General features: G+C 70.1%; 11 protein-coding genes and 2 pseudogenes. 6 read left to right on the top strand and 7 right to left on the bottom strand.

From position 1 onward, the window contains the following. Positions 1 to 125: 125 nt before the first annotated feature. From GWK25_RS01345 to GWK25_RS01330, 4 genes and pseudogenes are all read left to right on the top strand, one after another. Positions 126 to 1,715, top strand: a complete 1,590-nt coding sequence (locus GWK25_RS01345) for a WhiB family transcriptional regulator (RefSeq protein WP_215448048.1) — start codon at positions 126 to 128, stop codon at positions 1,713 to 1,715. A 28-nt stretch (positions 1,716 to 1,743) separates the two neighbouring features. After that, positions 1,744 to 2,019 carry a hypothetical protein gene (locus GWK25_RS01340; RefSeq protein ID WP_215448046.1) on the top strand — a complete coding sequence of 92 codons (276 nt, stop codon included), beginning with the start codon at positions 1,744 to 1,746 and terminating at the stop codon, positions 2,017 to 2,019. Positions 2,020 to 2,090: 71 nt separating this feature from the next. Next, on the top strand, positions 2,091 to 2,378 hold the full coding sequence (locus tag GWK25_RS01335) for a hypothetical protein (RefSeq protein WP_215448045.1): 288 nt from the start codon (positions 2,091 to 2,093) through the stop codon (positions 2,376 to 2,378). Between the two features lie 75 nt (positions 2,379 to 2,453). Further along, a pseudogene (locus GWK25_RS01330) lies at positions 2,454 to 2,585 on the top strand (IS701 family transposase); the annotation flags it as partial. Positions 2,586 to 2,867: 282 nt separating this feature from the next. Here the strand turns inward: GWK25_RS01330 and GWK25_RS01325 are convergent. Together GWK25_RS01325 and GWK25_RS01320 are read right to left on the bottom strand one after the other, a co-directional pair. Further along, positions 2,868 to 3,131 carry a DUF6406 domain-containing protein gene (locus GWK25_RS01325; protein ID WP_215448044.1) on the bottom strand — a complete coding sequence of 88 codons (264 nt, stop codon included), beginning with the start codon at positions 3,129 to 3,131 and terminating at the stop codon, positions 2,868 to 2,870. A gap of 133 nt (positions 3,132 to 3,264) precedes the next feature. After that, positions 3,265 to 4,068 carry a hypothetical protein gene (locus GWK25_RS01320; protein WP_215448042.1) on the bottom strand — a complete coding sequence of 268 codons (804 nt, stop codon included), beginning with the start codon at positions 4,066 to 4,068 and terminating at the stop codon, positions 3,265 to 3,267. A 71-nt stretch (positions 4,069 to 4,139) separates the two neighbouring features. On the opposite strand from GWK25_RS01320, the gene GWK25_RS44660 reads away from it, so the two are divergent. Both GWK25_RS44660 and GWK25_RS01310 read left to right on the top strand, forming a co-directional pair. Continuing rightward, on the top strand, positions 4,140 to 4,721 hold the full coding sequence (locus GWK25_RS44660) for a GntR family transcriptional regulator (protein ID WP_374200585.1): 582 nt from the start codon (positions 4,140 to 4,142) through the stop codon (positions 4,719 to 4,721). 36 nt (positions 4,722 to 4,757) lie between these two features. After that, positions 4,758 to 6,821, top strand: a complete 2,064-nt coding sequence (locus tag GWK25_RS01310; protein WP_215448041.1) for a PA14 domain-containing protein — start codon at positions 4,758 to 4,760, stop codon at positions 6,819 to 6,821. Between the two features lie 76 nt (positions 6,822 to 6,897). Here GWK25_RS01310 and GWK25_RS01305 read toward each other — a convergent pair whose 3' ends face one another. The 5 genes and pseudogenes from GWK25_RS01305 to GWK25_RS01285 all read right to left on the bottom strand — a co-directional run bounded on the left by GWK25_RS01305 (position 6,898) and on the right by GWK25_RS01285 (position 12,511). Continuing rightward, positions 6,898 to 7,353, bottom strand: coding sequence for a heat shock protein transcriptional repressor HspR (locus GWK25_RS01305; RefSeq protein ID WP_215457129.1), 456 nt, complete (start codon positions 7,351 to 7,353; stop codon positions 6,898 to 6,900). A gap of 5 nt (positions 7,354 to 7,358) precedes the next feature. Next, a pseudogene (gene dnaJ / locus GWK25_RS01300) lies at positions 7,359 to 8,538 on the bottom strand (molecular chaperone DnaJ). 51 nt (positions 8,539 to 8,589) lie between these two features. Further along, on the bottom strand, positions 8,590 to 9,267 hold the full coding sequence (grpE, locus tag GWK25_RS01295; RefSeq protein ID WP_184905663.1) for a nucleotide exchange factor GrpE: 678 nt from the start codon (positions 9,265 to 9,267) through the stop codon (positions 8,590 to 8,592). Then, positions 9,264 to 11,111, bottom strand: a complete 1,848-nt coding sequence (gene dnaK, locus GWK25_RS01290) for a molecular chaperone DnaK (protein WP_033524480.1) — start codon at positions 11,109 to 11,111, stop codon at positions 9,264 to 9,266. The genes grpE and dnaK overlap by 4 nt, the downstream gene beginning before the upstream one ends. Positions 11,112 to 11,575: 464 nt before the next feature. Next, positions 11,576 to 12,511: an MraY family glycosyltransferase gene (locus GWK25_RS01285; RefSeq protein WP_308404153.1), complete on the bottom strand. Its 936-nt coding sequence runs from the start codon at positions 12,509 to 12,511 to the stop codon at positions 11,576 to 11,578. Positions 12,512 to 12,883: the final 372 nt, after the last annotated feature.

Here is a 12,883-nt window from a genome sequence, read left to right as displayed (position 1 = left end):
TGAATGGTTCGTCGCGGCACTGTTCGTTTCCAGCCAGCACTTTGCACATGCGTTGCATCAGTTTGACAATTTGTTCTAGAGTCCCCCGCGATCACAGATCACCACGGGGGCTATTACTCATGCGTATGGCAAGCCATACGACGCTGGCCAGGCTGCCTGTCCGACCTGCCCGCAGGGCGGTCGACCGGGAGGCCCACATACCCGACGCGGCTCTGCCGTGCCGGCGTCGGCCGGACGTCTTCCAACACCCGCTGCTGGACAACTCGGAGAATCCGCAAGGCCCGCACTCCCCGGTCGCCGCGACTCCGACACCCTCGGGCGTCTCACCCGATCAGCGCCGCCAACACCTCGTCCTCCTCCGCACCGCGCGCGATCTGTGCGCCTCCTGCCCCCTCTGGGCGGAATGTCTCCAGGACGCCGTCGCGTACGCCGAGCCGTACGGCTACACCGCGGCCACCACCCGGGAGGACCGCCGCGCGCTGCGCCGCATGCTCGACCTCGGCGACGAGAACGGCAACCTGCCGGCCCACGCCGCCGTCCGCTTCGACTCCGGCTCGCAGCCTCGACGGCTCACCCGCCTCAGGTCCCGCGCGGACGAGTCGTCCGCGGCCCAATCCGCAAGCCGTCGGTCGACCGCCCCGGACCTTCCCGAACTGGAGCGGATCCTCGATGCGTTCGACCAGCTCCAGCAGCTGCAGGGTCAACTGGCCCATGATCAACGCATGTTGAGGGAACGCCCACCGCGCGCCGCTTTGACATCGCTGTTGCAACCGCACACCCCCACACAGCCGACGCACAGACAGACGCCCCCTCCGGACGGGTCGCCCCACACGTCCGGACCGTCGAACGGCAGGAGCGAGGAACCCATGGCAGCGGCCGAGGCCGGGCAACGGATCACCTTCTCGTACGAGGATCCCGCCCTGGCCGTACGGCAGGCCGTGCTCGGCCCCCTGGTGCGCTCCGCGCTCCCCGCGCTCACCAGCCTCGAACAACTCGTCGCGATGCTGACGTGCATGCCCGGCGGCACCGATCCGGCTGCCGAAGCCCCGCGTGACCTGCCGGCCCTACGCAAGGCTGTCGAGTCGCTGCTCCCCGACGGCGCCGACACCTCCGAGGGCACCGACGGCGCGCCCCTCCCCCCTGGACGCCCCCTCACCGGCTCCGTCTCCGTCGAACTCGCCACCACCGACCCGGTGGCCGCGCTCCGCCGCGACTTCCTGGAACCGCTGCTGCGCGAACTGGCCGCCACCCTCACGAACATAGAGAAGGTCGCGACCATGCTCGCGGCCGCCGGCGACGCAATCGGCGACGCCTCCCTGGAGACGATCCGCGCAGCCGTGCAAGAGATCCACGACCACCTCCCGCGCTCGGTCTCCCCCACACCCCACCCCACGCACACCGGGCACCCGGCCCCGACTACGGCAGGACCCGCCTCCCGCCGCGCCTCCTCCACCCCCAGCATCCGCGCCGCCGTCGAGAAGGCGGTCGCCGGCTTCCCCGGCGCCTTCTCCGCCCGCGACGTGCTCCGCGCGCTGCCCGCCGGCGTCTACGGCGACCCGTCGAAGACCATCAGCAACGTCCTCTCCACCCTGGTCAAGTCGGGCCGCCTGCAACGCCTCTCGCGCGGCACGTACGCTCGCGTCCTGGAAGCCCTGAACGTCGAGGACCTCGACGAGACCCTCCTCCCCGAGCGGGGAGAGGCGAAGAGCGCCTGAGCCGAGCCGGAAGGAACCCCGACCCGAGATGACCGAACCCACCCCGTCTCCGATCCCGCCCGCCGCGAACCCCGGCGCGGCGGACGCCCAGGTCCACGTCTTCTCCCCCAACGCCGGCCTCATCGACGGCGTCCCGGTCACCGCGCCGCCGTACGGCGACATCCAGGACGTCGTCCTGTCGATCCTCCAGCAACGGGCCCAGCAACTCGGCGCCCCGACCCCGGCCACGATCACCGACAACCGCTACGGCGGCGCCATCCGCCTCCTGATCCACCCGGACGGGACGACAGAACAGCTCGACTAGGGTGCGTAGCGAGCTGTGATCAAACTGGTTACTTCGCCCCGCCTATGCGGCTCGCGTGAGAGCATCCGTCCATGAGTGGCGACCTGGAAGTGAGTGCTCTGGCGATCAACGTCGTGATCCCGCAGGCGCTCCGCTGGACGGACACTCGACGTGGTGAAGAGTTCCAACTGACCACACTGAACATCCGGCTTCTCCCGGACGGTCACCTCGCCGCGAAAGCCTATGGCCGACCAGTCGGCGGTGGCCGGGGCGCATATGTCTCGTTCCCGGTCCCCGACGAACCAGAACTGGCGGCTCTGGTTGTCGACGCGGCCAGCCGCGCCGGGACGTTGTGGGCAGCCCACCGCGGTCTCGGCTGAGCCCAGTTCGGCTCGAGGGCAGACAGTGGCAGTTGAGCCGCGCCAGTCGGTGCTCGCTTACATGCGAGGACTGATCGCCACATGACCCTCGCCATGGCCGCCCACGCATGCCTGACCGTCCTGCGGGCCCGCGAACTGGGCACGGACAAAGCAGAAACGGATCCTCCCAGCTCATCCACCTCGACCTTGTCGAGATCAGACGCCTGATCACCCGCCTCGCCGACCGACGCCCCATCCCCATCGAACACATCCTGCACTGCTCGACCTGGCGACGACGACGCCAGCGCCAGGCCCGCGTCGGCCATCACAAACGACGCGGGCACAGCCACTGAAAACTGCCCGGACTCAGAACAAGCACCGTTGCAGTACTAGGAGCCGACGGCTCAGGAACCCAGCCTCCGGCGAATCAGGTGGCGTGGCCCTGTCCGCGACTCGGCGACGGGCCCCACGCCCGAGGCGCTCTGACGATGCGTGAACGGCCCCCGTCGCTCACTCCACCCGGGACAGAACGACAGTCCAGTTGCCCGTCGGGGAATGGAGATCCTCGACGCGGTCGAGCTTCCATAGCCTGTCCTGGACCGGGAAAACGTCTCCTACCGTCAGTGAGTGACGCGCCTCCTCACCTCCGGATTCGACAGCGAGCCGGACCGTCGTGGGCTGCCCCTGCGGTGCGTGGACGTGAATGACGCTGAAACTCCCGATAGGCCTGTTCGTCTGGGTGTTGGGGGCGATCGCGATTTCCTGAGTCGTCATTTCGTCTCCAAAACGGTGCAGTTCGGAGAGAGCGCGCTCTCTCCAACCGGATGTCCCGGTCGAACACCCTCCCAGGTCGAACCTGCCGATGCACAGGCCGCGCGCACGCTGCCGGATGCCGCCCCCGCAACTCCTAACGGGCCAGCGCCGTCCGCAAGTTCATGCCGTACCTCGTACGAAGACGTCGTATCTCCCACACCGACAGTGCCGTCACCGACAGCGGCCCGCCGAGCAGGAAGGAGTACAGCACCTCCGGCGGGGCCGCGACGTCAGGGCTGTCGGAGAGGCTGATGAAGAACAACGACCAGAACAGCAACGGCGAGAGGAGTCCGGGCAACAGCTCGTGCACATCGCTGACGCGGAAGCATGAGTTCAGCGCCGAGTAGGTGGTCACCAGAATCAGGAGCGCGGAGGCGAGCATCAGAACGAAATAGGCGATGGGAGCCACGAGGGCGAGCAGGCCCAGCACCAGGCGGAGGAGCACGTTACCGGACTCGGACGACCACGCATTGAGGCCATCGGGAGAGAGGACGTTGCCGCGCACCGCCTGGAGCATGAGCCAGAACATGCCCATCTCCAGGGCGAGGACGCCGAGTACCGTCAGCGGACTCACGAGACGGCGCGCGTACAGGCGGCGCAGCGGTGGGCGCGCCGCGAAGATGAAGACGGTGATGCCCACGGCTCCGGCGGCCACCAGGACGGCGCAGCCGATCATCAGGTTCTCCACCTTGCCCAGGACGAAGTCCTCCCGCCCCTTCCGCATCGGGTAGGCCATCACCAGCCAGACGCTGGCCAGGAGCCCCAACGCCGTCCGGGCCCGCTGGAGTCGGTCGATGACCGGGTCCGATATCCGATCGGGACGGATCGGAGCGGCCAGCACCACCGGGCCGGCGAATGCCAGGCGGCCGAATCGCCCCAGCCCCGATCCAGTCTCCACGCGCGTTCTCCCCCGAGTCGGCCCACATCTCCCGCGCGCGTACGCGCGACGAGACCCGACCCTAACCGATCATGGCCACGTCATCCGCAGCGGCCTTCAGCGCGCGCACGTCGGCCAACCCCGTACGAACGCTTTCGCAAGGAAACGGCGCGGCCACATTCGTGCCCGTGCGTGCCTACTCGCCGTTCCACAACTCGCTGCGTATGGCTCTCGCCTTCGCGGCGTGGCCGACGCTCCGACGTTGGCTTGCGCACCGCGCGGCGTCCTGCGCCTGGCACCGAAGGCCATTCGCTGCGGCACGGGCCCGGTGGGTGCCTCAGCCGGTGCGGGCCGCTCCGCCGGGCCACACCACGTCCATGGAACACCGTACGCGCCCGCTGTGGCGGCAGATCGCAGCGGAGATCATCCGGCGCATCGAGGGCGGCACGTACTCGCCGGGCAGCCGGGTGCCGTCCACGCTGGAGATCGCCCAGGAGTTCGGCGTTGTGAACGCGACGGCGGCAAAGGCCATGCGGCATGTGCGCGAGCAGGACTGGACACGCGGCGAAGTACCCCACACACCCCAAGCCACCCACGCGCCCCATCCACCCCGTACAACCATCCCCCCACCCCAAACGTCTGATCGTCACCGGCGGTGTAACCTCCGCCGGTGACGATCGCCCTCCCGCCCTGAAGGACCCCAGGACCCCATGACCTCAGTCAGACGCTCGACGACGGCCGCCGCGGCCGCCGTCGTCGTGCTCGCCACCGCCGGCGGTCTGCTCGTCTCGACCGCCACGACGGCGAACGCGGCCGTCACCTGCACCTCCCCCGTCTTCAAGCGGCAGCTCTTCGCCAACACCACCTTCTCCGGCACCCCGAAGAAGACGGACTGCGACAGCGCGATCGACCAGAACTGGGGCACCGGCGCACCCGCCACCGGACTGCCCGCCAACAACTTCGGCGTCCGCTGGACCGTGACCCGCGACTTCGGCTCCGGCGGCCCCTTCACCCTCTCCGCCACCGGCCTCGACGGCATCCGCGTCTACCTCGACCCCGGCACCACCGACGCCCGCAAGATCAACCTCTGGACGAACGGCTCGACGACCGTCTCCAAGACCGTCAACGTCACCATCCCCTCCGGCAAGCACACCCTCCGCGTCGACTACGTCAACTGGACCGGGTCCGCCAAGGTCAAGTTCGCCTACACGCCCCGCACCTCCGCCACCGTCGACACGGTCAAGCCGTTCGTCCCGACGGGGGCCGCGGTCGCGTACGACGAGGCCACCGGCAGGGCCAAGGTCACCTGGGCGAAGAACAAGGAGATGGACCTCGCCGGGTACAAGGTCTACCGGCGGCTCAAGGGCGCTTCGTTCGGCAGCACGCCGGTCGCGACGACCACCTCCACCTCGTACACCGACACCGGGCTGCCGAAGTCGGGCGCGGCGTACTACTACGAGGTCCGCGCCTACGACAAGGCGGGCAACACGTCGACGGGCACGGCCGATCAGCTGGTCACCACGGTGGACCGGATCCCGCCGACCGTCCGGGATCTGAAGGTCAGCGGTGAGTCCTCCCTCCACGGGGTGTCCCTCTGGTGGATGTCCGAAGGTGCCGAGACGAACCGGCTGCTGAGGGCCGCCTCGCCCGACGGACCGTTCGAGGAGGTCAAGGGCCCCTGGGGCAACTCGGCGACCGATGCCACCGCCCCGTACGGGGAGACCTCGTACTACAAGGTCGCGGTGTCGGACGCGGCGGGCAACACCGCGTACTCGTCGGTGGTGTCGATCGCCCGGCCGCTCGCGACGACGTACTTCTGGAAGACGGAGAACCGGCCGGAGGACGGCGGCGGCGTCGATCTGCGCTGGGACGTGTCGCCGTACGCGCCGACCGAGTTCCGCGTCCACCGCGAGGAGCGCCGCTTCGACGAGGCGACCGGGACCTTCGACGTCGTCGACTCCCGGGTGGTGCCCTGCGAACCGAAGCTCACCGACACCGCCTACGGCACCAAGTACACCTACACCTGCACCGACACCACGGTCGTGCCGAGCCCCGACGACGGGTTCTACGTGTACTGGGTGACGACCGTCGACGCGCTCGGCCGGGAGTCGGCCCCCTCGCAGACCATCTCCCACGGCTACGGCGACGGCACCGCCCCGCCGCTCGTCACCGGGTTCACGGCCACCGCCACCGAGTACGGCACGGTCCTGGACTGGGACGACAGCCCGGTCTCCGACCTCGCCGAGTACAACGTGTTCCGCCTCAGCACGGTGGACGACGGGACCGAGTACACGCATGTGGGCACGGTCGAGGCGGGCACCAGCCGGCTCGTCGACTCGGCGAACCTCCAGGACGGCGAGCACCACACGTACTTCGTGGACGCGGTGGACACCTCGGGCAACTCCACCTACACGTCGGCCGACAAGATGGTGTCCACGACCGTCACCGAGCTCGACCTGCGGCCCACCGTGGAGACCCCCGCGGACCGGCTGGTCGACGCGAGCGCCGGGAAGGCCGCCGGCGGGGCCGGCGTCGACCTCACCTGGAAGCTGTCAGGCGACTCCGACGGGACGGACATCACGGGCTACCGGGTGTACCGGTGGAACCCGGCCACCGCCGCCTACGAGCCCCTGACCGCCGACCCGGTCACCGGCACGTCGTACACCGACACCACGGCCGCCGCCGGCACCACCCACTTCTACTGGGTGACCGCCCTCCACACCGACGGCACCGAATCCGCCCCCGACGACGCCTGGGCGGCCCTGGCCCCCTGAGCACACCTACCAGGACACAGCAGGGGCCCGGAGGTTCAGCTGAACCTCCGGGCCCCTCTTCCTACTTGACGTACCGTCAGTCTGCCGACGGCTGCCGCCCCTTCGGCCGCCACACCACCAACGCGCTGCTCTGCTGCACTTCCTGGTACGGCACCAGATCGCGCCGGTACGACGCGTGGACCGCCGCCTCGCGCTGGCGCATGGCCGCGGCGGCGCCGTCGAGCGCGGCCTCCATCTCGGCCACCCGGGACTGGAGCGCGGCGACCTGGTTCTCCAGCTCGATGATGCGCTTGATGCCGGCCAGGTTGATGCCCTCGTCCTGCGACAACTGCTGGACGGTGCGCAGCAGTTCGATGTCACGGGCCGAGTAGCGACGGCCCCGCCCGGCGGTGCGGTCCGGGGAGACCAGGCCGAGACGGTCGTACTGGCGCAGGGTCTGCGGGTGCAGACCGGAGAGCTGGGCGGCCACCGAGATGACGTACACCGGTGTCTCTTCCGTCAGCTCATAAGGGTTCCTACGGCGGCCGTCCATCACATTCATGCTCCCTTCGCGGCCTGGAACAGCTCCGCTCGCGGGTCCTCGCCCGCGGTCGCCTCGCGATACGCCTCCAGCGCGTCACGAGCCTTCCCCGACAGGTCCTTCGGGACACTCACCTCGACCGTGATCAACAGGTCCCCGCGGGTGCCGTCCTTGCGGAAGGCGCCCTTGCCCCGGGCCCGCATCGTACGGCCGTTCGGGGTGCCCGGAGGCAGTTTCAGGGTGACCGGCGGACCGCCCAGGGTCGGGACCCGGACCTCTCCGCCGAGTGCCGCCTCGGGGTACGTCACCGGGACGGTCACCGTGAGGTTGTCGTCCTTGCGGCCGAACACCGGGTGCGGGTCGACGTGCACGACGACGTACAGGTCGCCCGCGGGGCCGCCCCGTTCACCGGGGGCGCCCTTGCCGCGCAGCCGGATCCGCTGGCCGTCGGAGACGCCCGCCGGGATCCGGACCTGCATGGTGCGGGAGGACTTGGCGCGGCCTGAGCCCTTGCAGATGTCGCAGGGGTGCTCGGCGATCAGGCCGCGGCCCTTGCAGTCCGGGCAGGGGTCGGTGAGCGAGAAACCGCCGCCCGAGCCCCGCGCGACCTGGCCGGTTCCGACGCACGTCGGGCACACCCGGGGGGTGCCGTTGGCATCGCCGGTGCCCGAACAGGCCTTGCAGGGCGACTGCGAGGACATGCGCAGCGGTACGGTCGCGCCCTCGATGGCCTCGGTGAAGCTCAGCGTGACCTCGGACTCGATGTCCTGGCCGCGCCGGGGCTGCACCCGGGTGGTGCCGGAGCTGCCCCGGTTGAACAGGCCGCCGAAGACGTCGCCGATGCCCCCGCCGAAGCCGCCCGCTCCCCCCGCCGCCCTGCGCGCCGCCTCCGAAGAGGTCGCCCAGGTCGAAGTTGAACGAGCCGCCGCCGGCGCCGGGTCCGGGGCGGAAGCCGCCGTTGCCGAAGAGGGTGCGGGCCTCGTCGTACTCCTTGCGCTTCTTGGGGTCACCGAGGATGTCGTTGGCCTCGGAGATCTCCTTGAAGCGCTCCTCGGCCTTGACGTTCCCCTTGTTGGCGTCCGGGTGGTACTCGCGGGCGAGCTTGCGGTACGCCTTCTTGATCTCGGCCTCGGTGGCGTCCTTGGGGACGCCGAGGACCTTGTAGTAGTCCTTCTCGATGAAGTCCTTGGTACTCATCCTCGACGTCCCTCCTTCCACTCACCCTGCATGCCGTGTCGGCCTGTGGCGTCAGCCCTCGTCCGGGCCACCGCTCTCCTTGTCGTCGGCCGCCTCGGCCTCCTCGGCCTTGGCGGTCTGCGCGCCGGGCTGCGGCTCGGCCACGGCCACCCGCGCGGGGCGGATGGTGCGCTCGCCGATGCGATACCCCGGCTGGAGAATCGCCACGCACGTCGTCTCGGTGACGTCGGGCGCGTAGCTGTGCATCAGGGCCTCGTGGATCGTCGGGTCGAAGGGCTCGCCCTCCTTGCCGAACTGCATGAGGCCCATCTTCGCGGCGACGGTCTCGAGCGACTCGGCGACGGACTTGAAGCCGCCGACGAGTTCGCCGTGCTCGCGCGCGCGGCCGATGTCGTCGAGTACGGGCAGGAGTTCGGTCAGGAGGTTCGCGATGGCGATCTCCTTGACCGTGATCCGGTCGCGCTCGACCCGCCGACGGTAGTTCTGGTACTCGGCCTGGAGGCGCTGGAGGTCCGCCGTGCGCTCACCGAGCGCCGTACGCACCTGGTCCAGCTGCGCCGTCAGACCGGCCACCTGGGCCGTCGCTGCCGCGTCCCCGGCCGGGGCCGCCCCCTCCTGGGGGGCGGCCTTCGACTCGGCGTCCTCGGCGGAGCCGGAGGGGACATCAGGCTGCTGCGGCTGAGCCGACTGCGGCTGCTGCTCGTCGAAGCCCGGGGTCTCCTCCGTCACGCGGCACCGTCCTTACGGTCCTCGTCGACGATCTCGGCGTCGACGACGTCATCGTCGGCCTTGGCGTCACCGGCGCCGGCGCCGGCCTCGCCGCCCGCGGCCTGCGCGGCCTGGGCGTCGGCGTAGAGGGCCTGGCCGAGCTTCTGCGAGACGGCCGCGACCTTCTCGGTGGCCGTGCGGATCTCGGCGGTGTCCTCGCCCTTGAGCACTTCCTTCAGCTCGGCGACGGACGCCTCGACCTCGGTCTTGATGTCACCGGGGACCTTGTCCTCGTTGTCCTTGAGGAACTTCTCGGTCTGGTAGACGAGCTGCTCGCCCTGGTTGCGGGTCTCGGCGGCCTCGCGGCGGCGGTGGTCCTCCTCCGCGTACTGCTCGGCCTCCTGGCGCATGCGGTCGACCTCGTCCTTCGGCAGCGAGGAGCCGCCGGTGACGGTCATCTTCTGCTCCTTGCCCGTGCCCAGGTCCTTCGCGGTCACGTGCATGATGCCGTTGGCGTCGATGTCGAAGGAGACCTCGATCTGCGGGACGCCGCGGGGCGCCGGCGGCAGACCGGTCAGCTCGAACATCCCGAGCTTCTTGTTGTACGCCGCGATCTCGCGCTCGCCCTGGTAGACCTGGATCTGCACGGAGGGCTGGTTGTCCTCGGCGGTGGTGAAGATCTCGGACCGCTTGGTCGGGATCGTCGTGTTCCGCTCGATGAGCTTGGTCATGATGCCGCCCTTGGTCTCGATACCGAGGGACAGCGGGGTGACGTCGAGGAGCAGAACGTCCTTGACCTCACCCTTGAGGACACCGGCCTGGAGCGAGGCGCCGATGGCGACGACCTCGTCCGGGTTCACACCCTTGTTGGCCTCCTTGCCGCCGGTCAGCTCCTTGACGAGCTCGGCGACGGCGGGCATACGGGTGGAGCCACCGACGAGAACGACGTGGTCGATCTCGGAGAGGGCGATCCCGGCGTCCTTGATGACGTTGTGGAACGGCGTCTTGCAGCGCTCCAGCAGGTCCGCGGTCAGCTGCTGGAACTGGGCGCGGGTGAGCTTCTCGTCGAGGTGCAGGGGGCCCTCGGCGGAGGCGGTGATGTAGGGCAGGTTGATCGAGGTCTCGGTGGACGAGGACAGCTCGATCTTGGCCTTCTCGGCGGCCTCGCGCAGACGCTGGAGCGCCATCTTGTCCTTGGCGAGGTCCACGCCGTGGCCGGCGCGGAACTGCTGCACCAGGTAGTCGACGACGCGCTGGTCCCAGTCGTCACCACCGAGGTGGTTGTCACCGTTGGTGGCCTTCACCTCGACGACGCCGTCACCGATCTCCAGGAGCGACACGTCGAAGGTGCCGCCACCGAGGTCGAAGACGAGGATCGTCTGGTCGTCCTTGTCGAGGCCGTAGGCGAGGGCGGCGGCGGTGGGCTCGTTGACGATGCGGAGCACGTTGAGCCCCGCGATCTCACCGGCCTCCTTGGTCGCCTGGCGCTCGGAGTCGTTGAAGTAGGCCGGGACGGTGATGACCGCGTCCGCGACCTTCTCGCCCAGGTAGGCCTCGGCGTCGCGCTTCAGCTTCTGCAGGATGAAGGCGCTCATCTGCTGCGGGTTGAAGTGCTTCCCGTCGAGCTCGATCTTCCAGTCCGTGCCCATGTGACGCTTGACGGACCGGATCGTCCGGTCCACGTTCGTGACCGCCTGACGCTTGGCGACCTCGCCGACGAGCACCTCACCGTTCTTGGCGAAGGCGACGACGGACGGCGTGGTCCTGGCGCCCTCGGCGTTGGTGATCACGGTGGGCTCGCCGCCCTCCAGAACGCTGACGACGGAGTTAGTCGTGCCCAGGTCGATGCCGACCGCACGTGCCATTTCAATTCCTCCAACAATGACTTGAGTGGAACGGACTCAAGTGTGCATGACGCCCACCGATGGGTCAACAGAGCTGAGTCGAGGGGGCTCAAGTCTTATGTTTTCCTTATACGCAAGGGGCGCCTGACCTGCGGGAATGCTCCGCACGGGGGAGAGTTGGGGGGTGACGGCAGGCCGGTGGTGGCGGGGCGATGGGGCCGGGGGGCGGGCGCTGAGGGGTAGGCAGGCGGTGCGGATGGCGGTCGGTCGGGGGCGGTCGCCGTGGACGCCCGATGCCCTGGAGCGTGCGAGAGGGTCCGCAGCAGTGGCCGACGACCGCCGCACCGCCGTCGGGTGAGGATCGGCGCCGGTCCGATTTTCGGGCGCGGGCGCGGTGGGGCTTCTCGCGCAAGTTCCCCCCGCCCCTCGGCCCTACACAGCCTCCCGCCCCGCCCCCTCGGTCCCACACCTCCCGGCCTGCCCCTCTACCCCACCCACCCCCTCCGCCCCAGCTCCGCCGACTCCTGTTCCTGGAAGCGTGGGGAGCGGGGTCGGGGGCCGGGGGCGCGGCCTCCCGGGATGGGGCGAGCCGGCGGGGCGGGGGCGCGGTGGCCCCCTGTGGGAGCTGGACGAGGGCGGTGGATGCCCGTGGAGGCGGGGTGCACGGCCGTGGGGGACGGTCTGGCCGGGCCAGGTGGGACGAAGAGCATGGCCAGGACCACCAGGCCGGTCGCCCCCGCCACCCACCACGCCGAACGCGGGTGCGTCCACAGCATGTGGATGGCTAGTCCCACACCCGTGGACGCCGCGGCCGCGACCCCCATCACGACCACCACCCCCGGCGGCGTCAGCCCGACCCGCCGCAACCGGTGCGCGAGATGATCCGGCCCGCCCCGCCACAGCTCCCGCCCCGCCCGCTTCCGCGAGACCAGGACGAGCACCGCGTCGGCGGTCGCCACGGCCGTCAGGGCGAAGGGCGCGCCCACCCCGGCCCCGTACCCGACGGCGTACACATGCAGCGCACCCCCCGCGAGCAGGAAGCCCACGAACAGCGCCCCGCACGTGCCGATCACGACGCGCGCGGGCGGCCAGTTGTGCATCAGGAACCCCGTGAGCGCGGCGGCCAGCACGCTGAACAGCGTGGCCAGCCCGTCCATCACCTCCGCCGCCGCACACCCGCTCAACGCGAACGCGGTGACCGCCCCCACCACGCCGAGCACCCCGTCGGAGCGTCCCATCCCCTTGAACCCGTGCACCACGAGGGCGATCCAGACGACCCCCGCCATCCCGCCCAGCACCCCGAGCTCGCGGTACGGCACGACCAGCGCGGCACCGACGACCACCCCCGCCGCCCGCACCACGGCCGGCAGCCGCCACACGTCCCCGACCAGCCCGAAGACCCCGAGCCCCGCCCCGACCACGATCAGCCATCCGGCCTCCCGACCGAGCGGAGCGACCTCGCTCCACTCCCCCCCAGGCCACGGCTCCCACCCCGCCCAGCACCGCGACGCCCCCGAGCAACGGCACCCGCCGCCCGCGCCGGCGCTCCACGATCCCCAGCCGCAGGGCGGGCACGCGGACGGCCGCCGAGAGTACGGCGGTCAGCAACAGGGCGGAGGCGGCGGCGAGGATTCCGTACAGCACGGATCCAAGTTAGGCACAAATGTCACAATTCCTGATGAATAACACGATCGTTTTGAAATAGCACGCTCGCCCGATGTCGCGACGGGGGCGCCACGGCGTCGCACTCAGGCAACCCTCAGCGACGCAGATCACCGCCCCCCTGGCTACAG

Source organism: Streptomyces sp. ATCC 21386, assembly GCF_018728545.1.
Lineage (GTDB): Bacteria > Actinomycetota > Actinomycetes > Streptomycetales > Streptomycetaceae > Streptomyces.
Note: the sequence above shows the minus strand (reverse complement) of the source record. Positions and strands in the feature narration are given on the sequence as shown.

Coding starts and splice junctions, on each gene's coding strand:
- GWK25_RS01345 (WP_215448048.1), top strand. CDS start 126: ATGGCAAGCCATACGACGCTGGCCAGGCTGCCTGTCCGACCTGCCCGC.
- GWK25_RS01340 (WP_215448046.1), top strand. CDS start 1,744: ATGACCGAACCCACCCCGTCTCCGATCCCGCCCGCCGCGAACCCCGGC.
- GWK25_RS01335 (WP_215448045.1), top strand. CDS start 2,091: ATGAGTGGCGACCTGGAAGTGAGTGCTCTGGCGATCAACGTCGTGATC.
- GWK25_RS01325 (WP_215448044.1), bottom strand. CDS start 3,131: ATGACGACTCAGGAAATCGCGATCGCCCCCAACACCCAGACGAACAGG.
- GWK25_RS44660 (WP_374200585.1), top strand. CDS start 4,140: ATGGCCACGTCATCCGCAGCGGCCTTCAGCGCGCGCACGTCGGCCAAC.
- GWK25_RS01310 (WP_215448041.1), top strand. CDS start 4,758: ATGACCTCAGTCAGACGCTCGACGACGGCCGCCGCGGCCGCCGTCGTC.
- GWK25_RS01305 (WP_215457129.1), bottom strand. CDS start 7,353: ATGGACGGCCGCCGTAGGAACCCTTATGAGCTGACGGAAGAGACACCG.
- dnaK (WP_033524480.1), bottom strand. CDS start 11,111: ATGGCACGTGCGGTCGGCATCGACCTGGGCACGACTAACTCCGTCGTC.